The sequence below is a fragment of the Stenotrophomonas nitritireducens genome (genome assembly GCF_001700965.1).
GTDB classification, from domain to species: Bacteria; Pseudomonadota; Gammaproteobacteria; order Xanthomonadales; family Xanthomonadaceae; genus Stenotrophomonas; species Stenotrophomonas nitritireducens_A.
In genome coordinates this window covers 4,346,798-4,373,278 of the sequence record NZ_CP016756.1, presented here as the reverse complement: position 1 = coordinate 4,373,278, position 26,481 = coordinate 4,346,798, and the positions used below count along the sequence as shown (strand labels likewise).

Below are 26,481 nucleotides of genomic sequence, written 5' to 3'. Positions count from 1 at the left end.
ACGCATCGAAAGGCTTACTCTACAAATGCGCGTATTCGTTTCGGCACTAGCCGACTCAAACCAAGGGCTGGAAGCACTTGAATAATGGCGGAATCAATCGGCCGAGTCTGCTCTCAGGGGGAGCGCAGAACAACGGCCCGGCACCGAACACGGGCCGCATTCTCGCAGACATGGAAGGTCGACAGGTTGCCGCATCATCGCGCGCCACCAAAGACCGGCCAGTTCACAGCCGGCGCGTCTGGCTATGGGCTGGCGCATGCTGCGCACTTCTACTGGCATTCACGACAGCAACGCTGTGGTGGCTCTCAAGCAGTGCATCGCAGGATAGCGCGGAGTACTCATTGAACCCGGATGCAAATCCAGATTCGTCTGGAAGTGCTACAGGCCACCCAGATGCACCATCAGCAGCCCCCAACGACGGCGCTGCGATGATTGTGGACGCACCGGAAACCGCCGACGCCAAGAGCCGCAATGCCGCAGCGGCACCGCAGGCATCTACCGCGGCCAATGCCGCTCCTGCGCCTGTCGCTACGGCAAGAGATGCACGTGCGCAACGCGCAACCGCATCGGCGCGCCCTGCAGCAACAGGCCGAAGCCAGGACGAGAACCTGTTGGGCACATTGCTGGGCATCATCAAGGAAGAGGAAAGCAAGAAGAAGAAAGCTGCAGCGGCACCGCAGCCTCAGACGATGGATGATCTGATCGCCAAGATCGAAGCCGACGACAAGCGGCGCGCGGACGACGAACGCACTGCGTTCGAGCAGGTAGCAACGCGCAAGACCGCCTCCACCGAATCCACCATCCAGACGCAGCTGCGTGCCTGCCCCGGTGCAAACACGACCAAGGGCCTGGAGTGCCGCGCGAAGATCTGCGCGGGGCTCAGCGGCAAGGATCCGGCTTGCCCGGCGATGTGATGAGCTTTGAGCTCGGCACCACGCTTACCAAGCGCTGCAGCGTAATTGATGCTGGGCTCATTGAAGCTGTAAGTTGCCGAGCCCACTAGCTCCCAAGTACTTCACTGCATCCAAAAGTCGCCAAGGTCAAACAGCCAGGAGGTAAATGCCCACCGGCACATATAGACCGTCGACTTCATAACTGAAAACGGCTTGGGCGCCTCAACAGCACCGCTATCAACCAGCTGGTAGCCCCTAGTTTTCGACGGGAACGCTCGACGCTTTCATGAAAATAAAAACTGCGCTCCTACTGTGCAATGCGTTGATCTCGATGAGTTTCGCTACCGACTGCCATGCGCAACCCGCAGAGACAGCAGCCAAATCCAGCCCAGCCGAAATTCAAAGGAAAGTTGAAGCTCTTAAAGCTAAAACCTTAAGGGACTTGGTCAGCATCAAAGGCGGGACGTTCATGATGGGAGACTTTGGACCCATTGACCCCCGCGCAAGCATGCCCTATTCAGGCGATCAAAACGACGACGTGCTTCACGAAGTTACTCTGAGTGACTACTCACTAGGAGCTTATAAAGTTACCTATGAAGACTTCGATGTTTTTACCGAAGCAACCGGAAGGGAAAAAATTGCCCAGCAAGAAATGGATCGCCCTTACCGCACCCTACCAAATATTGCAGCAGGCGTAGATTGGCAAGGAGCGAATAATTATTGCCAGTGGATCGGGCAACAAGTAAGAATACCCATGGACTTACCCACCGAAGCGCAATGGGAATATGCTGCAAGAAATCGCGGAAAGATGATTGTATGACCGACCGACACAGGGGTCGTTGAAAACGGGCGAAATGTTGCGAATTTCGCTCACTATGCCGAATTTAGCAGCCAGCATAACTCAACAGGCGATTCCTCCTCGATAGGTTTGTTCCCCGCAACTCCTTTGGGCTTGTATGACCTGATAGACCATGGGTTCGAGTGGGTAGGAGATTGGTACTCCCAGAACTATGAGCCTTCGAAAGCCATCAATCCTACCGGACCCGCATCGGGGTCCGAAAGAGTCCAGCGTAGTCATTCAAGCCGTGGCGGGGACACACTAGCCATAGTTTCAATGACAATTACACGCTTCCATTCCAAGCCTTCTCCGCCATCTCAACAATCGGCGCTCGACGAAAATTCAACAATCCCCGTGAATCAGAACAGTTCGAATACGTTTAGATGTGTATCGCTGGATAACTAGACGTTAGGTATTGCCAACTACCCGCGGCTCGATGCCAGGCTGATTTAGAGGTTTCCGATCCGCGGTGCTGACGGAACTCAGCGTGCGTCGGCCCGCGAAGACCTTCATGAGGCATCTCGGTGTTGTAGTCGACCAACCACTGTTTTGCCGATTCACCTACTTCTCGGAAATTGCGGAAGCCGTGCATATCCAAAACGTGCCGACAGCCCCTGCCATTGAAGCGTTCGATGAAACGGCTATGCATCGGCCGTCCTGGCTCAATAAAATCAGTGCGATGTTCTTGCGCTCAGCCCACTCCGCCAACGCCAAAACGATGAACTCTGGACCGGTGTCTAGTCGAAGTCTTTGCCGGATAGCCATGTCACGCAGTAGTTCGTTCCTGGGTGCATCATTCGGGTAGCAGATTGGTTTGTCGAGCCCGACCAAGACAAGAAAGAACCCGATACCTCTTACTGATGGTCGGGAGCTCCGGACCTGCGCTGCCGCTCACGATGAAGCTCTCTCATTCGTGCCACCACATCCGGTCGTTCACCAAACTGGTCGATATAGTCAGGTTCTTCCCAGCGCCCCTTATCATCTGGATCGAACCGACTTTCCGCAATAGTAACGGGGGAAAAGCGCGGCGCCACGCATGTCGCCATAACCAACCAACGAGTCAGTGCCAGAACCCCATACCAAGGAAACAGAATATACCTCAAAGGAAATAGCGACCGACCGAGCAAGAAACATGTCCAGCGATAGGAGTTTTTGAAGCTGTTCTTCATCGACAGAGTAATCACCCTATCCGATTCGTGAGAAACAGCATGATCGGGCCCGCCTTCCATGTACCTGTTGATGAATTCCCACCGCCCGCGCACTCGCATAGGGTCATCAGTAAAAGTACCTACGGTACACGTATCCGTGATGATCCCATTCCTATTTAAAATATGGCAACGAAGGTCGCACAGACTTTTGTTCTGGGTTCCCCATCCCACAAAGAAGAACAGGCGATTGCTTCCCCACGGAACAACAACCTCACCGGTGGCGCCGTTATTCCTGAAAATATGAATTTTTCTTGTCAATCTATTGAATCTAACAGGATAGTATCGATATGCAAAGAAATCGTACTTCAACACCAAGTTCCAAAAAAAGCACCAAACCGCCCATTAATAGTATAAATAAAAATATAGCCAAAAAATCAGCCCATGTCGGACTCGCCGGAAAGACTGAAACGACAGCGTAAATAGCGATAACTACGCAGAGAAAACTAAAAGTGCCTGTCACTAACGTAGGTATAAAGCCCTTCATTGAAAAAGTTCGATCTACGAACTCCGCATAAGTTGAGTTAAGCGATACCAGTGAAGTGGAATCATCTGGATGCAAATCCCCCCTCACACCCAGAGCAAGCCGCTCTGTCTTTTCGAGATTAGCGAGCCCTCTCTCAAGCTCCAACTTTGGATGCCAACCTGTCAGCATATCAACCTACCCCAATTGAACACACACTTGCTTCCGGCATATAGATTTAATGTTCATAGCCATCGATACAAAACTATTCCGCGCCAATCTTGATAATCATCCGCCGGTCGCCGATCACCAATGAAGCACTGCCTACCCGCGATTCAATTCAGAAAACCAGGGCGGCACTCCGATCACTGCAAACATCATAAACAAAATTACCGTACAAATCGCGCCAAGCACGAGCCAACGGCGGTTCAAATATCCGAGCCTGCCGGCATATGCGAGGCACTCGGCGTCCGTGAGATCTCGCACACGAAACGAACTACCCACACTCGGAGCAGACATTTCATCCCGGATATCCTGCGGCCAGACGGGCTTTGCAGCAACCCGGGAAATCCAGAAACCCGCTCGTTCGAACCAGTACATGAGCGCGCCAACCACATGGACATAGATCATCGGGAACACACCTGGCTTGACCCGATGTCGATCATCAATCAAATCACCAAATAGCCTCCTGTCCAACAATGCGAAAACCGCGCGGGCATCGTCGGTCGGCGGCATTGGGTCTGCCGCCGGCAGATCCTCCGGATCACCATCCATATAGGTGCGAATGAACTCCCAGACCATCTCCGGCGCTCGATAATCGCGATGCGGTTGCACCAGCGGCACATATGATCGGATAGACCGGCTGCAGTCATCCATATCGACTACTGCAAGCACATATCCGGTAGCAGCACCGGCCAGGCTATAGCTTCGTGAGACCATCGAGACAGGTTGCACTTTGTCGTACTCAAGAGCGACCCATCCTTCCTTAGGGCCCATCCAACAATAGAACTTTCTTAGCCTTCTGCTCAGCACGACCGGGGGCGAAAGAGTGCGCCTGACGGACGTAACGGACCAAGCGAAGAACACCCCGGAAATCAGGAGAAGGATCGCGTATACACCAGCAAGCTGAGGCCAGAAATCCTCCCGAGAAAGCACCCCGCCTAACACGACGTCGGCAAGAACCATGCTAATGCCTGCGCATCCGATCACCAAACCCAGAACGAACGCGAATCCGCGGGTGGAGGCTGAGTTGGTCAACGAGAAGACCACAAACGAATCGTTGATGGATTGAATGGCCTTCACGGAGGCTGGCTTGAGGCGCAGCGCCTCGTCGGAGGCATTCAACAGCGTCCCCCAACCACCACTCTTCGCAGGAAGTTCAGCCATCCCAGACAATAAATCACTGGCAAACAGTTTCATTCACTTCGCTCCCTCAATTTTTTTTTAAATCAAGAACACCGAAGGACTGCGGACCCTAGGATAGAAATTGCGGGCAGGCGGTTTAATTTCGGAAAATCTCCAATTGAAAAATGGCTATCGCGACACAAGACGAACAGTGTCAAATTCACTTAATGGCTCTTCTGCCACCCTCGTTAGACATATGAATCGACGCAGCGGTCGCATCGTCGAACGGACCAGCCCCAACTGAGAGCTTGACACTCTCCGGCCACCTCGGCCTGCGCTTCAATCTAAAACTAATGTAGCGACACATCCCTGCATAAGCAGTGATAGGAAACGCAATCAGCGCCAACAGACCGAGCATCCAGACTAGTGGGCCTTTGCGCCAGTTCGCCCCACACCCAGGACCTATGAGCGGCTGCCCAATTGTGACTGACTCCCAGAACCCAGTGCCAAAGTCCCTGAAGCGGTACTCATCCGGCGTCCAAACAGGCCCGCACCTCTCCATTAACCTGCGAATATACTCCCAACGCTCAATTGCGCCACTAGTATCGCCGTAAGCGAAAGTAGGTCCAACGCCAACACGCTGGATCTCGACAGCCCCTCCCGGCTCGTTCTTGATCGACAGCACTAGAGAACATTCACGCCGTGGAATCTGTCCTGTGAAGATGGTGAAGGAAACAACTTCAGCTTCAACACAGTCCCAGTCAAAGGACTGCACTTCGCTTTTTGGTCGACCAAATATATTCCATCCCCATTGCCACCAGGGCAGACCCATTGACTTGAAGATATGAACCTTCGCGGATGAGCGGTCAAAAAGCACTGGCTCATACCGATAACCAACCCAGTCAATCTGGATAAACAGCAGGGCAATATACAAAAGAAATAGCTGGAGCAAGAGCAGCCAAGACGCCCCTAGCTTTACTGATACATAAACGCCAAGAGCCACCCCTACCAATCCGAGGAACCCTCCACTGCTCAGGTAGCCGCGCATCAAGCCAACTTGATCGACAAACGACAAGCCATTCTCATAAACCTCGATCACCGCACCGTGCGTGGTCGCTATAGCAGATGCTTCCTTGGTGCGCGACGGGAGGTGCATTATCGACGTGCGACTAGATTCATCAATATTCATTTTACTTTCAACAAAAAAAAAAAGACTCAGCGGGCACCTCAGAGATTAAATACTAGTCCGTCTCCCAGACCTCACCTCGCGCTATCGGCTCTTCGCCCCCCTTTTCATGCAAAGAATAAATCAACCTCACCACGCTAAACTTATCTGGAACGGCCTGTCTGATCGACGCAAGTTGAACCGCACCGTTCTCTTCATCCTGCTGAAAAACCAATGGTGCTATAGCACTACTACCGAAATCGACACCCGACATCACGCGTTCCACTGCAAGATTTGGCATGACTTCATATCCCTCAAGGCGATAGTGAACCTCCTGCTCTGCCGGCTTGAAATTGCCAACGGTTATCGTCGCGAGGATCACATCTTTACTAAAGATGTTGTCCTCCCAGTTGTCAATGACTGCTGATATACCAAGCGCAAGCGCTCCAAGAGCAAGCATCTCGTCATTGACTCCCTGTCCCGACCAAACATCCTCGTCAACCATTGGAGGCCCGCCGAACCGCCCCTCGGTCCTTTCGTGCTTACCGAAAAAAGACCGATCCAGGAATTTTTCATTTTCATCGTGCTCAAGGCTCGCTGCATACAACGCCCATGCGATACCAATAATCAGTAGTACCACACCGATTCCGGTAAGACTCGCGCCTAATAGCGCGCCTAACGAACTTCTCAGCGCCACGCCACCCAAAATTCGCAAAGCAACTTGCTGCCCAACCCTAGCTGCCACAGCTGCCTTCCAAGTAAGGAACGAGCCTCCCATCACTGCGAAACCTGAAACCAAAAGAAGCGTACCTGCAACAACATAATTGTGCGACGCAGCAATCTCTCCTTTCGATTGGGTTCTGATCGCACTGATATAGGCGGAAATCCCGCTCATACATGCACCGACACCGGCCGACATCCCTGCGAGAAACCGAAGCATAAGCGCTCTATTAACATTTACAGCAAGGACAGAAGCCCCCACCGGCGCAGCCTGGCGCCCTGCCATTTGGAATGCAAAGGCACCGATTTCGAGCATACCACCAACAGTTCCCGAGATGCCCCCGACAACATTTACCGCAGCATCAGCAAAATTGAATCCAGATGTCATACCAATCTTCTGGATCGCATCCCAAAACTGACGCACTGAAAGAACCGCGCCCAACATAGAGAATCCGACCTCTCTGTTAACAAACGCCCCCCATGCCCGCGGGCGGTAGATCGAGTTGCCTTTAACTAGTCGTGATGCGACGTCTGTGGGCAGCTCCACAAAGCCTTGCGCCTGGCCAATGTTATACAACTGAATCGTTCCCTGCTTTCCCTTTACCTTCGCCAATAGTTCTTTTTCGACAATAAGCGGAACTGTAATCTCCGCCTGAAATCCGGGGTGCCTACTCAGCTTCTCTAGCACTTTCTTCGAACTGGCATTGGCCTGCCGCGACGCCGTTCTATCACCAACTTTGCGCCCTCTCATTTCAAAGGTGCCAGCCGAGGCAGGATTGCCCGCCGCAATAGCATCAAGGTACTCACCAACTTTCATTTTTACGTTGACGGAATAATGCTGCTTTTCTGTGTCAATAAAATCCCATAGCGCCGCGGCTCTAACCCAGACGATTTCGCGCTGCGATATCTGCTCTATAGCGGCAGCCGCAGCCGCCCCGCCCTTTCCCGCCGAGGCTTTCAACGCGCGAGTTTTACCTTCATTAGCAACTTGCTGCATCCCGGTCACCAAGCTTTCTGCAGCCGTCACTGCAGATTGTTGGTAGGTTCGGAATTGCTGCCACCACGATGTCGGCAGCATTCCGCCACCAACGATAGCAGAGTAGACGGTACCTGCATTTCCCGGCGAAACCGCGCTCCCGAGCAGATCAAAGCCAGTGAGCAGCGCACCCGCAAACCAGTTTTTTGGGTCGGAAGGATCGAGCTCGAAAAGTTCATTCAATAGCTTGTATGAACTCTCTGAAACGGCACCACCGCCATACAATGACTCCGCGGCCCGAAGTCGCGCTACCGCATCGATAACCGATTGTGCGACTTGGATCCCGTCCTTTGGCTTGCCCGGAGAAAAGCCCACGCCGAAGTCATTTGCAAAAATAATCTCCGGCCAGGTTCCTCTTGCAAACTTTACCAGGTCATCATCAATCTTTTTAATTGTACTTTGCCACGCATTTTCTTGCGTCGTGTAAAGTGAATTGAAGTCACCGAGTGCACTAACATCAAGTCGCTCGCGGTACCGACTTAACTTCCGCTCTGCTCTTATTCCGCCATGATAGTTAGCATTGGCAGCATAGTATTCATCCGAAAGCTGCAAAGACCCTAGCCGCTCGGATTTCCAATTTGGATCGTAATCGCGAGGCTCCAGTGTCTCCGAGAACTTAGAAACAGTCATTCGCGGCTTTCCCGATACAGCATCCGAAAAAGGGACCCAACGCGCCCGATGGTAGACGTTCAATCCCCTTTCATTCTTGAGCGGTTGATTGATATAACGACCGTAGCGACGTTGAAAATCTGATTCCGTTAGCAACCCCACCCCCTGAGTGTGCATCTTTTCACCCGCAACCCTTAGGGTGTCTGCGGTCTGCTTACCCTCCCACTCGGCCCGCTGATGAACCCAAGCCTCAATATACGTAACATGAGTAGCAGACTGACGTTTCCAGCCCCGAAGTCTGTCGACACCAGTGCCTTCGACGGTAGCGCCACCTGCCTTCCATTCGTCATACCTTTGTTGCGCCATGAACCGCAAGGCATTGTGATCATCAGCCAACCCAACTGGATCAGGTATCACCAGCACGACACCTTGCTTAGACGGCACACCGCTCGACGCCACTGCCATTTCCGTAGCCAATGCCGCTCGTAGCGCTGACAAATCCAACACGGCCCTGGGACTGAATTCATGCAGACGCTTTTGAAACTCAGGGGAAGTAAAATCAGCTACACCACGAAGCGAATCATCAGTGACCCTCATGCCAAATCCGACAGTTTTTCCTGAACCGACATCGCCTCTAGCAGCCGCCGCCACGTCTAGCTCCGTCATTCTCAGCATCCGGCAGCCTTCCGCATTGCTCTCATAGCGCTGTCGAACTTCTTTCGACCAGCGATGTTGGCTAAAAGCAATCCATACCTTATCTAATGTCGCATCCAGGGTAATGAAACGCGGCTTCAAGTTGCTATGCCCTTCTCGGCGGCATTTAGTCAGAAGTTCACCGTCTGGGGAATCTGGAAGCGCGTCTACCGGGGTCCTGTTGAGCATTCCATCCACACCGACTACATACGCATCCCACGTGTTGTCAGGCTTATAGATGTAAAGGTAACCTGTCTGCAAGGTGCGCATGTAGTACCAAGTGGCGGTTTCGTCGACTGCATTAAGTGCCGCGCCAAGTCTGGTGACCTCTGCGGACGCAAGCGGATCAGAAGCGAGCCAAGTGGTCATGTAATTTGGCGCAGGAGCGAAGCAGACTGGCAGAATTGCCAGGCCGATTTTGTCTGTGCAGTTGCGACAATTTCCTGGCATCTCACCCTTAGCATTCGCTGCAGCACGTATAGCGCCGGAAAGATTTTGCGACCCCTGCTTCTCAGTCATGACGAAATTCCTGCCCTAGGCTGTTCTTCTCCGCAAAGTCGCGGATTTCTTGCAATTGAATATTTTCCAGACGAGCCATACGTGATGCAAAACATCCGATCTGCTTCGCGCCATCTAAAATGGCCTGAGAAACATATGGATGTTTGAGGAACTCCGACCCCAACAAAAAAAAGCCTGACGCGTAGACAAGACAATCCTCTTGCGACACCAAACCTTTTGATTGTGCCTCGGTCAATGCAGCATCCAGCTGTTGGTCATCTAGCAACAGGTCGCCCCTCCACGCTTTTGCCTGATGACGCAACTGCTGCAACCACGCCACCCGCTCCAACGCCTTCAGCTGACCTACGGATAGTTTGAAATCCTCGACAGCAACGTGATCTCGCGGCATTCCCTTCATCACCTGAAAACGACCATATGTATCGAGAAACAACCATTTTGATAGCGGTGCAATCAACGCTGCGCGTTGCTGCAGGTCAAGAATGCTGTCAAGCCGAGCCATAACTCGAGGGTCAAAGTAACGAAAGTACAGCGATTGCTCACCAGATCGAACGATGGTGGCATTCTGGCTCAGCGCTCTAGCCAAAGCAGCCCCATCATTTTTAGCGTTGATAGGAATAGGTAGCCATGCGCAAACCGATCTTGCCCCCCGACTTTCCTTCATGCCTGCTACGCACTCGCGAGCAGCGATTGTCAGAGATGCACTTACTACTCGCTCTCTATTCCGCTCATCATCAACCCAGAGGAGGTACGGTAGTTTGCTAGCATCAATATCTGGGTGCCCAATTTTAAGAAAAATTGGCGAGGCGTCACTTGGAAGGTACGGAGCCAATTCGCACCAAGGGTCTCTTATTGCTGGATCAATCAGCACCGCAAGGGTATGGGTCTTGGACAGATCGAGTTCAATCCTAAGCGCCAACGTTGCCTGCTCAGCAATCTCTTCGGGGGCACATAGAGCGAAACTCATACCAAAGCTGCGCCTGAAATGGCTGCTTCACGAATTCGCTCAGCACACCCTTTACCTTGACCGCTTGGCACCTGTGCCATCGCGCTCGCACCCGCAGGCCCCACCCAATCCCTCTGGCTAGCCTTGAACTCAATCTTCCCGGGCGCGCCCAGCTCGATGTTGTCGCCTTCAATCCGAATGTAAGCACCGGCCGCAGTAGCCAGCAGATGCTTGCTTGGCGCGGCCATCTCGATGTTGGCTTCAGTGCTGGCGATGCGAACATTGGTTTTCGCTGCGATCGTGGCTTGGCTCTCATGCGCACGTGCACTCACCTTGCCTTGTGCTGCGTGCAGAGCGATGCCGCGTTCCTGATTCGGGCTGTCTTTGCTGGCTTCGCTGCCTACCGTGTAAAGCACCAAGCCTTGGGCGACAGCCAGGCTGAGTGAGCCTTGCGTCATCCAGTTCAAGGCAACGCCGCTGCTGAGCAAGGTGTGGGTGCCGCTTACCCAGGCCTGATCAGCCGGGGTCAGGCTCATTACGCCGGCTACGCCGCTGCCAAGTAATACCGGCGCGCTCCAACCGGGTGCTTCGCCATCGCCACCACTGATGCTGCCAGCGCTGCCACTGTGCGTTGCTTTCAGTTGTTCCTGCAGTTCGGCCAGGGTTTGATCGATGGGCAGTTCGGCGGGATCTTTGGGTAGCTGCGCGGTTTGATCTGCTGCCGAATCGGCAAGGCTTTTGAGCAGGTCGTGGCCTTGCTGCAGCTGTGCGATGGCCTGCGGCGCCGCCATCTGCGGTGTGCCTTCCTCTGTTGTCAGCAGCAGGCCACGGCCGGCGCGCAGGCTACCGTGTGCCTGGGTGGAGAGTTCGACACCGAAACCGCGTTCGCCGTCGCGCACATTGTCACTACCGCCTTTGATGTGTCCGAGCGTTAGCGTCGTGTCGTGTTGCGTTGTCGACAGCTGAGCGCGGCCTTGCCCGGGCGTGTCGTCGAAGCGCAGCTGCTGGTAGCCACCGGTGCCACTTTGGCTCTCTGCCAGCGCCTGGCTCTTGAAGCCGGTATACACCGCTGCGTGATCGTTGCCCTCGAACCATGCCGCGGCATTGCCGGTAGCGTTTGCGCCGGCGCTGTTGAGCTGATTGTGTTGTGCATCCTGTTGGCCGCGGCCGTTGTAGAGCGCGCCGACTATCACCGGCCGGTCGATGTCGCCTTCCAAAAACGCAACCAGCACTTCCTGACCACGCCGTGGCAAGACCACGCCGCCCCAGTTGTCACCTGCCCACGGTGTCATCACGCGTACCCAGGTCCAGGCCTTGCCATCGGCGGGCGCATTATCGTCACCTGCGGGGTGCGAGAGGCCATTGCTGGCGTTGCCGCCGCGCTGCCACGGGAACTGCACTTTGATGCGGTGGTCGCGATCAGAGAGCAAGGGAGCGCCGTCGCTGACCACAATCGCGCTCAGGGTGCCGGTAATGCTGGGCCGTGGGTGCAGGTGCACGCCGTGGCCATCTTCGGTCTGCGGGCGGTAGATGACCTCGGCCGGAATTACTGCGAACTGGTTGTCGTAGAAGCCGGTGTCGATGTCGTTGCGCTCGGCGCCATTGCTGATGCCAGCCAAGGCGGCCGGCAGCGCCAGTGAGCGCTGATTGATTGGGCCCAGCGTCTGCTCCAGCGCGTCGAATACCTCGGCGTCGAGGTTGTTGCGCGCCTGGTGACGTACCGAAATGCAGAGGAAGCCGGCGTCGCCGGCCACCTGGGGATGCTGCGACAACGCGAGCTTCGCGCCGGGTGCGAGAGCACGCCATTGGCCAGCGCCTTCGATCAGGTGCGAACGCACCCGCAATGCATCCAGATGCTGCTGCGCTCGGCGTTGGCCACGGGCATTGTCCTGCCAACCGTATGGCCCGCTGGTGTCCTGATCGACGATACCAAGCCCGCTGCCCTGCTCTGCCTCAGCGCTGGCTTGCCGCCGTTCCAGGCTGCGGTAGTCCCAGGTGGCGCGCTCCACCTTTGCCGTGGACCAGCTGCGCCGCTCCTGCCATTGCTGGATGCTGTCGCTTCGCTCGGTTTCATCACTGCGGTGAAAGCGCACGCTGCCCAGATCGGTGACGTCGTGGCTGTGGTCAGCTAGCACCAACGTGTGCTTGCCGAAGGCGGATGCATCGGCATTGCCTTCGTGTTCGAACCAATAGAAGATGCCCTCTTCGGCCAGCAGACGCTGTACGAAAGCCAGGTCACTCTCCTGGTACTGCGTGGTCAAGCTGCGCTTGGCGTATTGGCTGGCATCGTTCAGCAGCCAGCGCCACTCCGGTGCCACGCCTTCGTAGTCCGCGAAGATGTCTTCGACAATCTCGACCACGGTCTTGTCGTGGAACACATAGCTGTCCACGCGCTGCGACAGAAACGCCAGCCATGGTTGCAGGCGCAGGCGATAGCGGGCGAGCCCGCCGTTGCTACCAATACGCTCGGCGGCAGTGATGCGTCCGTGCAATGGCCGATGGCTGCCGTCTGCCTGCTGCAATTGCAGCAGCGCAGCCTGACCGATCAGCGGCTGCAGCTGCACACCTGCGTCAACCGACAGCGCAGTGATCGTCCATTGAAAGCCGATGCCGTCGATCTGCTCGATGCCATCCAGGGTTTCGGCAATCAGCACCTCGCTGCCCAGCGCGGTATGCAGCCGCAGGAAGCGTTGTGTCTGTGCTGGCCCAGCCAGGGCTGCCAATACGTTGTTTACCAAATCCATGGTGTTGATCTGCCTTCATGGAGCGCAGTGCGCACTACGCTCCGGACTGAAAACGGTTGATGCAAACATTCGCTGCCGCCATTCCCGGTGCCCGCCAGCACCGGGATGACGTTGTTACCTGACGATCAAGCGCTCTGCACAATTTCCTCAAGGCGCAGGCGAACGCCTTCGCTGATATGCAGGCGGTAGTCGCGGCCGCCGGCGGCAATCAGCACTTCACGTACGTTGCTCACCAGCTGCGGCTTGCCTACCGGTGCGCTGTCCATGTGGATACGCCAGGAGCCGCGGCTGATCTGGGCGGCCACGTTGCGTGCATCCTGTCGTGCAGCCGGTACGGCGCTGTCCAGCAGTTCGATGATGTGCTCCGGACGCAGGCGGTTCCACGCGCGTACGCGGTCCAGGTCGCGCCCCAGGCCCAGCTCCAGGCTGTCGCAGTGGCTCAGTGCTGCTTTGCGGTCAAATCCGTAGAAATCCATGTTGTTCTCCTTCGTCCGTAATCAAGAAACTTTGTATTTGAAGTCGCCCTTCTTGCCGGCGCTGACTTTGATGCTGTTGATGCGTGTGCCTTCGGCCATGGCCGTCAACACGTTCTCTGCGATCTCCGGCAGCAAGGTGCCGTTGAGGATGTGGTCCACATTGCGCGCGCCCGAATCGACTTCGGTGCAGCGCGCCAGCACGGCTTCAACCAGACCGTCATCCCAGCTGAAAGCCGCCTTGTGGTTGGCACTGACGCGGTCACGTATGCGGCCAAGCTTGAGGGTGATGATGCGTACCAGCACGTCGTCGCTGATCGGGTAGTAAGGCACTACCTTCAAGCGGCCAAGGAAGGCAGGCTTGAAGCTGCGCATCAGGATCGGGCGCAGCGCTTCGGCAAGCGCGTCCGCAGCGGGGATCTCCTCAGCCGGCTTGTTCAGGCAGGACTGCATGATCTGCGAGGAGCCGATGTTGGACGTGAGGATGATCAAGGTATTGCGGAAATCGATCTCGCGGCCTTCAGCGTCATCCATCACGCCCTTGTCGAACACCTGGAAGAACATTTCCAGAACATCCGGGTGCGCCTTCTCAACTTCGTCCAGCAGCACCACGCTATAGGGGTTGCGACGTACAGCCTCGGTAAGCACGCCACCTTCACCGTAGCCCACGTAACCCGGGGGTGAGCCCTTCAGGCCGGACACACTATGCGCTTCCTGGTACTCGCTCATATTGATGGTGATCAGCTTGCGCTCACCGCCATAGAGGATGTCGGCCAGCGCCAAGGCGGTCTCGGTCTTGCCCACACCCGACGACCCAACGAACATGAACACACCGCGCGGCTTGTTCGGGTCTTCCAACTTGGCGGTTGCGGTACGCACGCGCTGGGCGATGGCGTCGAGTGCGTGGTCCTGGCCGATGACACGTTCTTCCAGCAGCGTGCCAAGCGAGCGGATGGTGCGGATTTCATCCTTGACCATGCGCCCCAGCGGCACACCGGTCCACGCCGATACAATCTCGGCGACCACAGTGCCGTCCACCTGCAGCGGCACCATCGGCGTCTCGCCCTGCAGTTCGCGTAGTTCGGCCTGCAGCTTCGCAAGCTCCGCATGCTGCGGTGACAGCTCGCGAGCGGCCTTGCCGCGTTTGCCGGCAACCTTGGCCACAGCGACGTCTGCCTGACCTTCCGCAGCTGCTTCCGAATCGCCCTCGCTCGCCACGCCCTGCTCCAGCTGCTGGCGCAGGGCAGCAACACGCCCAGCCAGCTCACGCTCAACGCTCAAGCGCTGCTCGTTGCTGGCCAACACTGCCTGTGCTTCAAGCTGCTGCGCCTTCAGTTCGGCCAGACGCTCTTCGTGCTGGGTGCTGCCGCCGGCAGTCTCGCGCTGCAAGGCGGCCAGTTCGGCCTCGATCCGATCCAGATGCTTGCGGGTGTCTTCGATGATGGCCGGAGTCGCACTCTGCCCAAGGGCGACCTTGGCACAGGCGGTATCCAGCACGCTGACAGCCTTGTCCGGCAGCTGCCGGCCGCTGATGTAACGGTGTGACAGGCGCACGGCCTCCGTCACTGCTTCGTCGAGCACGCGGATACCGAAGTGGGCTTCCATCAGGCTGACCATGCCACGCAACATCGCGGCGGCCAGCACTTCGCTGGGCTCTTCCACCTTCACTACCTGGAAGCGGCGCGCCAGGGCGGCGTCCTTTTCAAAGTACTTCTTGTACTCGCTCCAGGTGGTTGCGGCGATGGTGCGCAGCTCGCCGCGCGCCAGTGCCGGCTTGAGCAGGTTGGCGGCATCGTTCTGGCCAGCGGTACCGCCGGCGCCAATCATGGTGTGGGCTTCGTCGATGAACAGGATGATCGGGTGCGGGCTCTTCTTCACCTCGTCGATCACGTTCTTCAGACGGTTCTCGAACTCGCCCTTGACGCTGGCACCGGCCTGCAGCAAGCCCATGTCCAGGGTGTGCAACTCAACGCCTTGCAGCACCTCGGGCACATCCTTTTCGGCAATGCGACGCGCCAAGCCTTCGACAACGGCGGTTTTACCGACGCCGGCCTCACCGGTGAGGATGGGATTGTTCTGCCGGCGGCGCATCAGGATGTCGATCACCTGGCGGATTTCGCCATCGCGCCCGATCACCGGATCGATCTTGCCGTCGCGTGCACGCTGGGTGAGGTTGGTGGTGAACTGGTCCAGCGCTGGCGTCTTCGACAGGCCACCCTTGGCCTCGCCCGGCACCGCATCTGCATCTTCGCCAGCACTTTCGCCCGTTGCCGAAGCATCGGCGAAGCGCACGGTCTGCGCCTCCTGCGAGCCTTCGGTCAGTTTGGCGAAATCGTGCTTGAGCTCTTCGCGCTTGAAGCGCACGAACAATTTGGAACCGCGATAGGCCAGCTGCGCCAGATCCGGCTCAGTCAGCAGCGCCAGCAGCAGGTGGCCACTGCGGATGCGGGTGGTTTCCGAATCCAGCGAGGCAATCAACCAGGCATGCTCGAACAAGGCCGGCAGGTGCTGGGAGAACACCGGGGTGCGGGTATTGCCGGTCTTGAACTGGCTGATCTCGTCACTGAGGTCGCGTTCCAGCGACTCCGGTGAAATGCCGCTGCGCTGGGCAATCAGCACGAAGTCGCTCTTGGGCTGCTCGAGCAGGGCCAGGAACAGATGCTCCAGATCCACCTCGTAATTGCCGCGCGCCATGCAGAGATTGGCTGCGCGCTGGGTCGCCTGGCGGCAGGTGTCGTCCAACTTGCTGATAAGTGTTTTGAGGTTGATGCTCATGCGGAACCACGCACTCCCTGCTGAAACCGTTCAATTACCGTCGGCGTTGCCGCCAGCGGCGCGTTGTCATTGCAATGTATGGATGCCATAGGTGGTGTCGTCACGCGCGCCGGTCTGGCCGCGTGTGCACATATAGCTGTCCCATCCCAGCCGCGCACCATTTCCCAGTGCGCTGCCTTGGACATCCTCTGCGCGCAATACCAGCCGCACTTCGTACTCCAGCGTCCCGCCGGTCAGCAGCGACAACCACTTGGCCAACGCCAAGGCCGCGTTGCCACCGGGCAGGAAATCATCAAACGCCTTCTTTGAAAGCGGGCCGATGCGCAGCCGCAGGCGCAGGTCGCGCTGCCATACGCGGTCACCGGCCAATGCGCTAGCACCCAGAACGGCGTTTGCCTGGCCAAGCCGCGTCGCCTGCCCCGCCGGCACCCGATACCAGGCACCGACAAACTGCTCCACCTCAAGCGGCACCTGGAAGTAATCGGACAGCACGCGCTGCATCAGCGCCGCCGACACCGGCCGCTGGCGGATGGCGCCGGCGTAATAGGCCACGGCCTGATCGAAGATATCGCCCTCGCCATCGTGCAGGCGGTCGCGCAGCTCGTGCATACCCATGCCGAGCAACGACAACACCAAGGGCAGGAAGCGTTCACGGCGGTCCAGCTCGTACTGCAGCGCCAACCGATGCTTTTTCCACGCCGCGTAGTGCAACGCCACCGCACGCGTGGAGAAGATATCCAAGAAGGCACGCGCGGTGCGATCACGCTCGTACAACTCGCGGATCTGCAAGGTTTCGGTGTAATGCAGCGGCAGCGCACCGGCCGTACCCAGCAGCCCCATGAACTGCGGCGTCAGATGAACCTCGCCCAGGGTTTCGCTGAGCAGCGCCTGCTCGATGGCATCGCGCTCCTGCAGGCGGTCACCGGCCAGCGAATACACCTCGCCATCGGCCGACAACTCGGTCGCCGGGAAGCCCAGCGACAGGTTGTTGCGGAAGCGCACCCGCATCGGAATCGCCTGGCCCGACTTCACGCCCTGCCGCTCGAACACCTGCTCAAGCAGGCGCACCGCCTGGAAGAACTCGAAGCGGTGCGGCTCAGCCAGCAGCTGCTGGGCTACGCCAGGATCGATTCGCCGCTGCGCGCTTGGCATCGGACGATCTCCTCCCCGCTGTCGCCGGAAATCAGCACCAGTCGGGTGAAACTGTTGGCATGCACATACAGTGCGAAGAAGTGATCCATCACCTGCGCGAATGCAGCCACGCCGGTGCCGACAAAGTGAGCCTCATTGATGGTCAAACGAATTTCAAGGCCGCGCACCACCGATGCGAACTGGCGCCCGGACATCCAGGTGGTGGCTGGCACCTGCTCCAGCGCCAGAATACCGTCCACTTGGCGTGCCGAAACATTGCTGCCGGACATGTCGTACAACCGCAGCATTTCCTTCAACGCAGCCAGGCCGCTACCGCTCAGCGACAGCTGATTCAGCGAAAGATGCGAGATCAAACGCCATTGCGCACTGCGCCCATGACGGAAGCGCAACGGCCGGGTCGGCTTGCGCAGCAAGGTAATTGCGCGCGCAGGACTGCCGCCTTCGATGCTCAGGTCGCCGCCGGCCACGCCGTGGGCAAGCTGATGCGGTAGATCGCGGTTGCTGCAGGTCAGTTCGAGGCTGACGGTATCGGTCTGCGGCAGCACCGGATTGAATGAGAGATCGACGAAGCTGATCTCCATCTCGAAACCCGGGCTCTGCCGCGCGATGTCTTCGTCGTGGCGGGCAACCCAGTACTGCCCGGTCCGATCTGGATCCTCACCATGATGCAGCGAATAGAACGGGCGGAACTCGTGGATCGCCTCACCCTGCGGCGTCTGCCGGATGCGGTGCACCGAATCAATGGAATGCACTTCATAGGCGAATGCGCGGCGGGCATCCGCCAGCACCGGGTAGTTCACGGTGCGATGGGTTACCCGGATCGGCTCGCCGTTGATCTTGAACAGATTGACGATGGGCGTGCAGCCAAGCCGGACGTTATGCGTGCCGATATCTTCCAGCACCATCGCATTGCTGCGCTCCTGCTGACCGGCCTGCAGGATCAGATGCAAGGTGAAACGACGACCAGCGCCGGCACTGGTTGCGGCGAGGTCAAGATCGACGAAACCGAACTTTTCCGGATAGGCAAACAGCTCGGTCAACAGACGATAGGCCGGATGCGAGCGCGCCGGGAAATCTATCAGCGCCTCATTGTCCGCAAAGCCTACCGGCGTGATCGGCGCTGCATCCAGCCGGCGCCAGCGGCCGTCACCATCGGATTCAACGTACGCCGCCTTCACCCCCAGCAGCAGCGCATCGCGCAGCGCGGCACGGACCGAGGGCTCGCCGTCCAGGAACAGGCGAAGCTTGTCGGTGCCCAGCTGGCCAAAGCCAAGCTGATCGGACAACAACTGGAACCCCAAGGAGATCTGCGCGCCGCTGCCAGCTGGCAAGGCCGTCGCCATAGGTGCATCGGCCACGGCACGGTAGGCGACCGTAGAAATAGTGATCGGCGCCAACACCACGTCGTAGCTGGTGCGGAAATCGCAGGGAACGCCGCGCACCGCCCGGCTCTGCAGCGAGGTTCCGCGCGGAATACGTACCGGCGCACTCAACTTGGAGGCAACACCGTCCATGTCGAAATAGGCGATGGCGCACGACGGGAACGGCCGCAGATAGTGCGGATACAACACGTCCAGCAGCGCATCGGTGAATTCGGGGTAATCATCATCAATGCGTTTGGACACGCGCGCCGTCAACAGCGCGAACGCCTCGATCAAACGCTCGACGTGCGGGTCCTGGCTGCCATCAGCGGAGAGCTGCAGGCGACCGGCAATCTTGGGATAACGCTCGGCGAACTCGCGGCCATAACGGCGCAGGTAGGCAAGTTCACGCTCGTAGAAGGGCAGCAGGTCCTGCATCAGAGCGCCTGTTGGGTGCGCCGAGCGCGAGTGACCTGATACTGCAGCGTCGAGGGCTGCAGCATTGCATCGAAACTCACCGGCTCACGTGCAGGCTCAAGATCCAGCAGCGCGTGGATGGTGAAGTGCAGCCCACCGGCGAACTGATTGCCTGCATCAAGCTGCACGCTGACGTTCTTCAAGCGGCGCTCATGGCGGCCAACGGCCTGCTCCAGCGAGCGGCAGATGGCGGAACGATCATAGGCGTTGGCCAGGCTCATCGCCGAGAAATCGGCAAGCCCATAGGTCAACAGGGATTGGCGACAGTTCGGGAACTCCGCCATGTCACTTTCCTGGAACGCGGCGCGCGAGTTCAGCAGCCCCTCCAGGTCGCGGGCGATGGATTCCTTGTACTGCTCCAGCGATACGGACTTGAAGATCGGCCCGGCACCCGCGCTGCGCGGGTTATCGTCAAACAGCTTTTCCAACAGGCTGGGTTCGAGTCCCTTCATCGTTGTTTCCGGTAGCTGGGCATCCGTGCGTAAAGGCAGCGATGCAACTGCAGGGCCTTTCCTGGCCATGCCGGGATTGAGACTGCGATGGCGCTTAACGCGCCATCGCAGAACACATCATCAAACGGTGTAGTTCGGGATGTTCTTGGTTGCGCTCCACTGCGCCACGGTCTTGCCACCAACGCCGCCTTCCGGCTTCTGCTGCTGGTAAGTCCACTTGATCGCACCAAAGCTCAACTGAACCACTTCCTGCGGCATACCTTCCTTGTCAACCGTGGTGGTGACGCGGTGTACCAGCACGTTCAGCAACTCGACCAGGTAGTAATTGATCGCGTTGCCGTCCTTGTCAGCGCGCATGAACTCAACGCGTGCCTTCGGGAAGGTGGTGCCGTTTGCGGCGGCCTGGTTAAGGGCCGTGGAAGCGAGGTCGATCGACTTGATGATTTCGATCGGCGACAGATTCACACGGGCTGCCGTGGTACCACCGGAGGTGGAGGCAGTGGCCGAGCGAGGCTGCAGCAGATCCTGCGAGAAGGACTGGATCTCGATCCAATCCTTGTGCTTGTCGTCGTGCGACTCACCCTTGATGGTGTCAATGGAAAGAAAAGCATGTTGCATATCTGGTCTCCTAAATTCCGTTCTTCCGTGAGATTGTTTGCCAAGCGGGGGCTTGGCGGTTGAGGGGGGCTTCGCCCTCTAGAAATGTGCGCCACCGCGAGGTAGGGACCGAGGTCCCTACCTGACGCTACAGCAACAGCAAAACGTTACGACTTCTTCGCGGAAGCCGGCAATTCGGCAACCAGACGCAACGAAACAGACAGCTCATCGAGCTGGAAATGCGGCCTGATAAAGGCCACCGCGCGGTAGACACCGGGCTTACCCGGCACTTCCGAAACCTGCACAGACGCTTCGCGCAACGGGAACTGCGCCTTGGCTTCCTGGCTGGCGTTGTCGTCCAACAATACGTACTGGGCGATCCAACGGTTCAGGAATTCCTCGACGTTGCCCGCCGAAGCGAAACTGCCGATCTTCTCGCGCATCATCGCCTTCAGATAATGGGCGATACGCGAAACCGCGAAAATGTACTGCAACTGCGCAGACAGGATCGCGTTGGCATTGGCCGAATCGGTGTTGTACTTCTTCGGCTTCTGTGCCGACTGCGCGCCAAAGAAGGCGGCATAGTCGGTGTTCTTGCAATGCACCAGCGGCATGAAGCCGAGGTCACTGAGTTCCTTTTCACGACGGTCGGTGATAGCCACTTCGGTCGGGCACTTCAGCGCCACTTCGCCATCATCGGTACGGAAGGTGTGGGTAGGCAGGTCTTCGACCAGGCCACCGCCTTCCACGCCGCGGATGGCCGCGCACCAGCCATAGCTCTCGAACGCCTGGGTCAGACGAGCACCGGCCGCATAGGCGGTGTTGCACCACAGGAACTTGCTGTGGTCAGCCGCTTCGATTTCTTCAACGAAGTTGAAGCCTTCGACGGTGGTGCCGTCCTTGGGGTTGTACGGCAGGCGGCCGAGGAAGCGCGGCAGCGTGAGGCCCACATAGCGGCTGTCCTCGCTCTCGCGGAACGACTTCCACTTGGCGTATTCGACAGTGTCGAACACCTTGGCCAGGTCACGCGGCTTGCCCAGGTCGGTGAACGACTCCAGGCCGAACATGCCTTCGCTGGCAGCGGACAGGAACGGCGCATGCGCAGCAGCGGCCACATGCGACATCTGCTCGATGAAGTACATGTCCTCCGGCTGGCGGCCGAGGAAGTAGTCGCCGATCAGCGCGCCGAACGGTGCACCACCAAAGGTGCCGAACTCTTCTTCGTAAACCTTCTTGAACAATGCGCTCTGGTCGAAATCGATGGCCGACTTGAAGTCCTTGACCAGATCCTTCTTCGGCGAATTGAAGACCTTGATCTTCATGTTCGGGCCGGTGGAAGTCTGCGAGCACAGATAATGCAGGCCGCGCCAGCTGCCTTCCAGCTGCTGGAATTCCGGTGCGTGCATCACCGCGCTGAGCTGCTCGGAAATGATCCGGTCAATCTCGGCGATACGCGCGTCCAGGGTCAGGTTGAGGTTGTCGGACACCACCACGGTGCCGTCCATGACCTCCTGCGCCAACGCGGAGATGATGTCCTTGGCACGCTCGTGCTCGGTGCGCGACTTGGCGACCTTGCTCTTCTCGACGATCTGATCAAGCAGGTCGACTTCTTCGGTAGCCGCGGCTGGCGCGGACAGTTGTGTGGCTTCAGCTGCCATCGCTTACTCCTCCTTTGCCGCGCCGAGCTTCTTCAGCTGCTCGGTGTTGTTGAGCACATCGGTCAACAGGTCTTCGAGCTTTTCATTGCCCGCCAGCTTGTTGCGAAGATCGGCCAGCTTGGTGCGCGACTCAAGCAGGCGACGCAACGGATCAATCTGTTGCACAACCGACTCCGGCCGGAAGTCTTCAATCGAGTTGAACTTCAGCTCGACGCCGAACTCGCCACCGCTCTCGCTGACCTTGTTGGGCACGCGGTAGACTGCGCGCGGGCCGGCCGCTTCCATCACTTCGTCGAAATTATCCAGATCGACGTTGACGAACTTGCGGTCCTTGACCTTGGGCAGCGGATTCTCCGGCGTGCCGCTGAAGTCACCCATTACGCCAACTACAAACGGCAGCTCTTTCTGCTCGATCGCGTCGCCCTTCTCTACGTCATAAGTAAGCTGCACGCGCGGCGGCCGGATCTTCTGCAACCGCTTTTGAACGCTGTCCTTCTTGGCCATGGGTGTCTCCTGACTGGTCCTGTTGATCCGGCTTAGTTGCCAATGTTCTGGAAGGGATCGGCACCGTTGTCACGTGCCGGGCGCGCCTGCGCGGGCTGGGTTGCTGCAGGCTGTGCAGCACGGCGACCGGCCGCGGTCGAGCGCGTCGCCGGCCGTGTTGCACGCGACGGCTTCGGCTTGCCCGTCTCCAGGATCGCGTCGCCCATGGTGGACCGCAGCGTGGTGACCAGCGTCTGCGCTTCACGTTGTGCGGTTTCGGATGCCAATGCGCCGCGCCCACTCAGGCGCTGCAGCGATTCGTTGGCAATACGGAAACCTGCGACGGTCAGTACGCCATCGGCAACAAGGTCATCGGGATCGCGCTGCAGCACTTCTTCCGCTGCAACAATGGCGCGCGCATAGCGGGCCTGATCGAACTGCAACTGGGCAATGCGCACCCAGGGTTCTTTACGTGTGGGGTCTGCCTTGGCCGCGACTTCAAATGCACTGATCGCAGCATCGGCACCTGCAGTCGAGACCTGCGCCTCTGCGTTTGCCAGGGTTACATCGAAAGGAATTTCCGCCGCTTTCTTTGGTGTGGATGCACAAGCCCCCAACCCCGCCAGCAACGCTACCGCCAACATCGAACGACACGCTGCCGCCCCAAACATCTTCACATCCATAGTGATTCCTTCGTCGAAATAAGTTCCTAAAGGGAGCCGCATTTCCGCCGATACAACTTGCGGGAATCCAGTCCCAGCGGCGGCAGTGTACATTCGGGAATGCGCGCCGGTATAGTCATTTTCGAAATCGCGACCTGTTTGTTCTGAACATTTCCTTCACATCGGCGTGCTGCACTTGCATCCGGATGTTGTCGTTCGTCCCGCTGTTTCTATGGCGCCCATCACTAAATGAATGCGTACATGAGCAAACTTCTGCGTGTTGTTTCAGTCACAACTTTCTCCCTGCTTACTACCTTCGCATTAGGCGGCTGCGCTTCCGGCAGCAAGCTGGGCAAGGCCATGGACAGTACACTGCAAGCGGTTGGTCTGCGTGAAGCAAAACCTGAGAAACCTCCGGTAATTCCGCTCAAGATCTACGCCGGGACGAATCTCAATGCCGGTAACGACAAACGCGCGAGCGCAGCGGTATTGAAGATCTATCACCTGCGCGGCGGCCAGCGTTTTGAACAGGCTCCCTTCAATGCCTTCCTTGACCAAGCCGGTGAACAAGCGGCGTTGGGCGCGGACCTGCTGTCGGTCAACGAAGTGGTACTGACACCGGGGGTACGCCAGGAATTGTCCGAACAACTAAGCGATGGCACCGCGGTCATCGGCGTGGTGGCGTTGTTCCGTTCGCCCGCCGAAGGCCGCTGGCGCATGGCCTTTGATGCACGCACCAAGAATCTTCCCAACGACGGCATCACCCTTGGCGTGCACGCCTGTGCATTGACCACCGACAGTCCCGCGCTGAGCAGCCGCATCTCCGGCGACTCGGGCAGTCTGGCGTCGGTGCGCTGCGCGGGTGCGCGTTGAACCCCGCGTGGTTTTCGCGAGCACTTCAACATTGCCAGCCAAGCATGCGCTAGTATCTTTCGCGTTGAAACCGCATGAGGCGGTTGCAACCAGGATGTGAATGGAGTTTTCACATCGGCTGCAACAACGCCTGCGCTGTGATTATGTGACTTGAGCGTGACGCTCGATGCAACGCGCCAACGGAATTTCCAAGGATTGAAATGTGGCTTACGTAAGCAGGATGTCGAAGGTTTTATGGGGTGAAGGCTTGTTCCTGCGCCCGCAGCACTTCCAGCGCCAAGACGCCTATCACGAGGCGCGCCTGCACGATCTGTCGCAGACCCTGCATCCTTACGCATGGGGTGCGCGGCGCGTGCGTTTCGATCCGCACGCGCTTGCCGGTGGCACGCTGCGCCCGCTGGACTTGTCTGCGGTTTTTCCGGACGGTGAAAGCTATGACGCCCCGGTCCATGACAGTCTTCCCGATGCCGTATCGCTGCAGGACCTTCCGCCGGGGGTTCAAGCAACCGTTGTGTATCTTGCATTACCGCTATTGCGTGACGACGGTCGCAATTGCACCGACGCAGAAGGCAGCGTGCTTGCGCGTTATCGCCAAGCCAACCGGGTTTCGGACGATTTGTTCACCGATGCTGCCGAAGCTGAATTGGCATATCTCAGCAAAGCGGTGAAGCTGCTTACCGATGACCAACCCAAGGATGCCTACGCCTCCGTGCCGGTTGCACGCGTGCGCAGAACATCCAGCGGTGGCTTTGAACTGGACGATGAATTCATCCCGCCCTGCGCGCAGTTGCAGGCATCGCCGTTCCTGCATCGCGAGTTGCGCGCCGTACTGGACGCGCTGCAGGCCAAGGTAGACGCGCTGTACGGACTGCATCGGCAGACCTCGCAGAACATCATCGAATTCCGCTCAGGCGACATCGCGTCGTTCTGGTTGCTGCACACCATCAATTCCTCCTTCAGCGCCCTCGCCCATCTGCTGCATCACCCGCAGCTGCATCCCGAGCGCCTGCATCAGGAATTGCTGCGCATGGCCGGCGCCCTGCTCACCTTCTCCAACACGTACCAGCTCAACGATCTGCCGGTGTATCGCCACGATCAACCGGAAGCTTCGTTCCGCAAGCTGCTGGAAATCGTGCGTGCGCTGCTGGAAACCGTCATCTCCACGCGCTACTTCAAGATCGCCTTGAACGAGATCAAGCCGTCCTACCATCTGGGCCGGCTGGATTCGCAGCGCATCGATGGCGAAGCTTCGTTCTACCTGTCCGTTTCTGCCTCCATGCCTGCGCAGGAGCTGATCCAGACGGTGCCTATCCGTTTCAAGATCGGCGCACCCGACGACGTGGAGAAATGCGTGCTTTCCGCGCTGCCAGGCGTGAAGCTCACCCACGCGGCACAGGTGCCGGCCGCCATTCCGGTACGTCCCGGCAGCCACTATTTCGAGTTGGATGCACGCGGTGCTTTGTATGAACGCATGCTCAAATCGCAGTCGCTGATGATCTATGTCCCCTCCGGCATTGCCGACCTCAAGCTCGAACTCGTTGCGGTGACCACCTGATGAACTCACACCTGCCTCCGACCCCGGGCCCGATGCCGTCACTGACCGGCAATGCAGCGATGGCCAACAACGCACAGATTTCCGCAGCGCCGCAAAGCCTGCAGGATCTGATGTCAGACGGCTTCTACCTGCTGTTGCTGCTCAAGCGCGGCCAACTGCCCAACGATGCCGAAGGTTTCGTGCAGACAGTGCAGAAGTTCCTCGACAGCGTCGAGCGCAACGCGATGCGCCTTGGCATTGCCGCTGAAGATGTCTACGCCTCCAAGTACGCTTTCTGCGCAGCCGTTGATGAGGCCATCCTCTCGCAGCCGTCGGCCTTGCATGAAGTGTGGGAACGCAACCCGCTGCAGCTGCGCATGTTCGGCGAGCACCTGGCCGGCGAACATTTCTTCGACAAGCTCGAAGAGCTGCGCCGTCAGGGTGCACCGCGGCTGCCGTCGCTGGAGGTTTACCACTACTGCCTGTTGATGGGATTCGAGGGCAAGTACCGCCTCGAAGGCACCGAGAAGCTGGGCTACCTGACCGCGCGCCTGGGCGATGAAATCGTCTACCTGAAAGGCAAGCGACATGGCTTCGCGCCCCACGCGCTGCCGCCAGACAACATCCGCAACCAGCTGCGCCGGGTGATTCCGTTGTGGTTGCCGGCTGCGGTGGTTGGTTGCTTCGGCGTGCTGGCCTTCATCGGCCTGCGCACCTATATGGGCCACGATACCCGCCAGCAGCTGGCCGCCTACAACAACGTCGTGCAGATGCCCGAACGCACTGCGCACATCACGATCACCTTGCCATGA

Annotated in this window: 18 protein-coding genes and 3 pseudogenes; 5 read left to right on the top strand and 16 right to left on the bottom strand. The window is 58.1% G+C overall.

The window, feature by feature from the left end:
* Window positions 1-428 precede the first annotated feature (428 nt).
* Window positions 429-914: a hypothetical protein gene (locus BCV67_RS18610; RefSeq protein WP_062167664.1), complete on the top strand. Its 486-nt coding sequence runs from the start codon at window positions 429-431 to the stop codon at window positions 912-914.
* 265 nt (window positions 915-1,179) lie between these two features.
* Window positions 1,180-2,136, top strand: a pseudogene (locus BCV67_RS19825) (formylglycine-generating enzyme family protein).
* Here BCV67_RS19825 and BCV67_RS19820 read toward each other — a convergent pair.
* The 16 genes and pseudogenes from BCV67_RS19820 to BCV67_RS18535 all read right to left on the bottom strand — a co-directional run.
* Window positions 2,111-2,481: pseudogene (locus tag BCV67_RS19820) on the bottom strand (integrase core domain-containing protein); the annotation flags it as partial. The pseudogenes BCV67_RS19825 and BCV67_RS19820 sit on opposite strands and share 26 nt — an antisense overlap.
* A gap of 104 nt (window positions 2,482-2,585) precedes the next feature.
* A pseudogene (locus BCV67_RS20280) lies at window positions 2,586-3,263 on the bottom strand (DUF6708 domain-containing protein); the annotation flags it as partial.
* 460 nt (window positions 3,264-3,723) lie between these two features.
* On the bottom strand, window positions 3,724-4,818 hold the full coding sequence (locus BCV67_RS18600; RefSeq protein WP_062167665.1) for a hypothetical protein: 1,095 nt from the start codon (window positions 4,816-4,818) through the stop codon (window positions 3,724-3,726).
* Window positions 4,819-4,963: 145 nt separating this feature from the next.
* Entirely contained in the window at window positions 4,964-5,932 is a 969-nt protein-coding gene (locus BCV67_RS18595; RefSeq protein WP_156455807.1) for a DUF6708 domain-containing protein, read from the bottom strand.
* 52 nt (window positions 5,933-5,984) lie between these two features.
* A complete protein-coding gene (locus tag BCV67_RS20275) occupies window positions 5,985-9,485 on the bottom strand; it encodes a T6SS effector BTH_I2691 family protein (protein WP_156455808.1) in 3,501 nt (1,166 codons plus the stop codon).
* Window positions 9,478-10,449, bottom strand: coding sequence for a DUF4123 domain-containing protein (locus BCV67_RS20270; protein WP_156455809.1), 972 nt, complete (start codon window positions 10,447-10,449; stop codon window positions 9,478-9,480). Before BCV67_RS20270 ends, BCV67_RS20275 begins: the two co-directional genes overlap by 8 nt.
* Window positions 10,446-13,172 carry a type VI secretion system Vgr family protein gene (locus BCV67_RS18580; RefSeq protein ID WP_062167670.1) on the bottom strand — a complete coding sequence of 909 codons (2,727 nt, stop codon included), beginning with the start codon at window positions 13,170-13,172 and terminating at the stop codon, window positions 10,446-10,448. The genes BCV67_RS20270 and BCV67_RS18580 overlap by 4 nt, the downstream gene beginning before the upstream one ends.
* 125 nt (window positions 13,173-13,297) lie before the next feature.
* The gene (locus tag BCV67_RS18575) at window positions 13,298-13,648 is read right to left on the bottom strand and encodes a hypothetical protein (protein ID WP_062167671.1); all 351 of its coding nucleotides are present in this window, start codon (window positions 13,646-13,648) and stop codon (window positions 13,298-13,300) included.
* A gap of 21 nt (window positions 13,649-13,669) precedes the next feature.
* Complete coding sequence (gene tssH / locus BCV67_RS18570) at window positions 13,670-16,420, bottom strand: type VI secretion system ATPase TssH (RefSeq protein WP_062167672.1); 2,751 nt, start codon at window positions 16,418-16,420, stop codon at window positions 13,670-13,672.
* Window positions 16,421-16,486: 66 nt separating this feature from the next.
* Window positions 16,487-17,572 carry a type VI secretion system baseplate subunit TssG gene (gene tssG / locus BCV67_RS18565; RefSeq protein ID WP_062167674.1) on the bottom strand — a complete coding sequence of 362 codons (1,086 nt, stop codon included), beginning with the start codon at window positions 17,570-17,572 and terminating at the stop codon, window positions 16,487-16,489.
* A complete protein-coding gene (gene tssF, locus BCV67_RS18560; RefSeq protein ID WP_062167675.1) occupies window positions 17,536-19,371 on the bottom strand; it encodes a type VI secretion system baseplate subunit TssF in 1,836 nt (611 codons plus the stop codon). Before tssF ends, tssG begins: the two co-directional genes overlap by 37 nt.
* Window positions 19,371-19,862: a type VI secretion system baseplate subunit TssE gene (gene tssE, locus BCV67_RS18555; RefSeq protein ID WP_057628615.1), complete on the bottom strand. Its 492-nt coding sequence runs from the start codon at window positions 19,860-19,862 to the stop codon at window positions 19,371-19,373. The genes tssF and tssE overlap by 1 nt, the downstream gene beginning before the upstream one ends.
* A 120-nt stretch (window positions 19,863-19,982) precedes the next feature.
* Window positions 19,983-20,480, bottom strand: coding sequence for an Hcp family type VI secretion system effector (locus BCV67_RS18550; protein ID WP_057628616.1), 498 nt, complete (start codon window positions 20,478-20,480; stop codon window positions 19,983-19,985).
* A gap of 146 nt (window positions 20,481-20,626) precedes the next feature.
* On the bottom strand, window positions 20,627-22,117 hold the full coding sequence (gene tssC, locus BCV67_RS18545; protein ID WP_062167676.1) for a type VI secretion system contractile sheath large subunit: 1,491 nt from the start codon (window positions 22,115-22,117) through the stop codon (window positions 20,627-20,629).
* 3 nt (window positions 22,118-22,120) lie between these two features.
* Window positions 22,121-22,621: a type VI secretion system contractile sheath small subunit gene (gene tssB, locus BCV67_RS18540; RefSeq protein WP_057628618.1), complete on the bottom strand. Its 501-nt coding sequence runs from the start codon at window positions 22,619-22,621 to the stop codon at window positions 22,121-22,123.
* 32 nt (window positions 22,622-22,653) lie between these two features.
* Window positions 22,654-23,376 (bottom strand): hypothetical protein, encoded by a 723-nt coding sequence (locus BCV67_RS18535; protein ID WP_231732474.1) that lies wholly within the window; start codon window positions 23,374-23,376, stop codon window positions 22,654-22,656.
* A gap of 135 nt (window positions 23,377-23,511) precedes the next feature.
* Between BCV67_RS18535 and tssJ the strand changes: the two genes are divergently transcribed.
* From tssJ to icmH, 3 genes are all read left to right on the top strand, one after another.
* Window positions 23,512-24,135 carry a type VI secretion system lipoprotein TssJ gene (gene tssJ / locus BCV67_RS18530; RefSeq protein WP_428999487.1) on the top strand — a complete coding sequence of 208 codons (624 nt, stop codon included), beginning with the start codon at window positions 23,512-23,514 and terminating at the stop codon, window positions 24,133-24,135.
* Window positions 24,136-24,355: 220 nt separating this feature from the next.
* Window positions 24,356-25,690, top strand: coding sequence for a type VI secretion system baseplate subunit TssK (gene tssK, locus BCV67_RS18525; protein WP_062167677.1), 1,335 nt, complete (start codon window positions 24,356-24,358; stop codon window positions 25,688-25,690).
* The gene (gene icmH / locus BCV67_RS20595; protein WP_062167678.1) at window positions 25,690-26,481 is read left to right on the top strand and encodes a type IVB secretion system protein IcmH/DotU; all 792 of its coding nucleotides are present in this window, start codon (window positions 25,690-25,692) and stop codon (window positions 26,479-26,481) included. The genes tssK and icmH overlap by 1 nt, the downstream gene beginning before the upstream one ends.

Bases quoted from the DNA above. Each gene is read 5' to 3' on its own strand.
- tssF (WP_062167675.1), bottom strand. From the start codon at position 19,371: ATGCAGGACCTGCTGCCCTTCTACGAGCGTGAACTTGCCTACCTGCGC.
- tssC (WP_062167676.1), bottom strand. From the start codon at position 22,117: ATGGCAGCTGAAGCCACACAACTGTCCGCGCCAGCCGCGGCTACCGAA.
- BCV67_RS18580 (WP_062167670.1), bottom strand. From the start codon at position 13,172: ATGGATTTGGTAAACAACGTATTGGCAGCCCTGGCTGGGCCAGCACAG.
- tssE (WP_057628615.1), bottom strand. From the start codon at position 19,862: ATGAAGGGACTCGAACCCAGCCTGTTGGAAAAGCTGTTTGACGATAAC.
- icmH (WP_062167678.1), top strand. From the start codon at position 25,690: ATGAACTCACACCTGCCTCCGACCCCGGGCCCGATGCCGTCACTGACC.
- tssG (WP_062167674.1), bottom strand. From the start codon at position 17,572: ATGCCAAGCGCGCAGCGGCGAATCGATCCTGGCGTAGCCCAGCAGCTG.
- tssK (WP_062167677.1), top strand. From the start codon at position 24,356: ATGTCGAAGGTTTTATGGGGTGAAGGCTTGTTCCTGCGCCCGCAGCAC.
- BCV67_RS18550 (WP_057628616.1), bottom strand. From the start codon at position 20,480: ATGCAACATGCTTTTCTTTCCATTGACACCATCAAGGGTGAGTCGCAC.
- BCV67_RS18575 (WP_062167671.1), bottom strand. From the start codon at position 13,648: ATGGATTTCTACGGATTTGACCGCAAAGCAGCACTGAGCCACTGCGAC.
- BCV67_RS20270 (WP_156455809.1), bottom strand. From the start codon at position 10,449: ATGAGTTTCGCTCTATGTGCCCCCGAAGAGATTGCTGAGCAGGCAACG.
- BCV67_RS18595 (WP_156455807.1), bottom strand. From the start codon at position 5,932: ATGAATATTGATGAATCTAGTCGCACGTCGATAATGCACCTCCCGTCG.
- tssH (WP_062167672.1), bottom strand. From the start codon at position 16,420: ATGAGCATCAACCTCAAAACACTTATCAGCAAGTTGGACGACACCTGC.
- BCV67_RS18535 (WP_231732474.1), bottom strand. From the start codon at position 23,376: ATGTACACTGCCGCCGCTGGGACTGGATTCCCGCAAGTTGTATCGGCG.
- BCV67_RS20275 (WP_156455808.1), bottom strand. From the start codon at position 9,485: ATGACTGAGAAGCAGGGGTCGCAAAATCTTTCCGGCGCTATACGTGCT.
- tssB (WP_057628618.1), bottom strand. From the start codon at position 22,621: ATGGCCAAGAAGGACAGCGTTCAAAAGCGGTTGCAGAAGATCCGGCCG.
- tssJ (WP_428999487.1), top strand. From the start codon at position 23,512: ATGAATGCGTACATGAGCAAACTTCTGCGTGTTGTTTCAGTCACAACT.
- BCV67_RS18610 (WP_062167664.1), top strand. From the start codon at position 429: ATGATTGTGGACGCACCGGAAACCGCCGACGCCAAGAGCCGCAATGCC.
- BCV67_RS18600 (WP_062167665.1), bottom strand. From the start codon at position 4,818: ATGAAACTGTTTGCCAGTGATTTATTGTCTGGGATGGCTGAACTTCCT.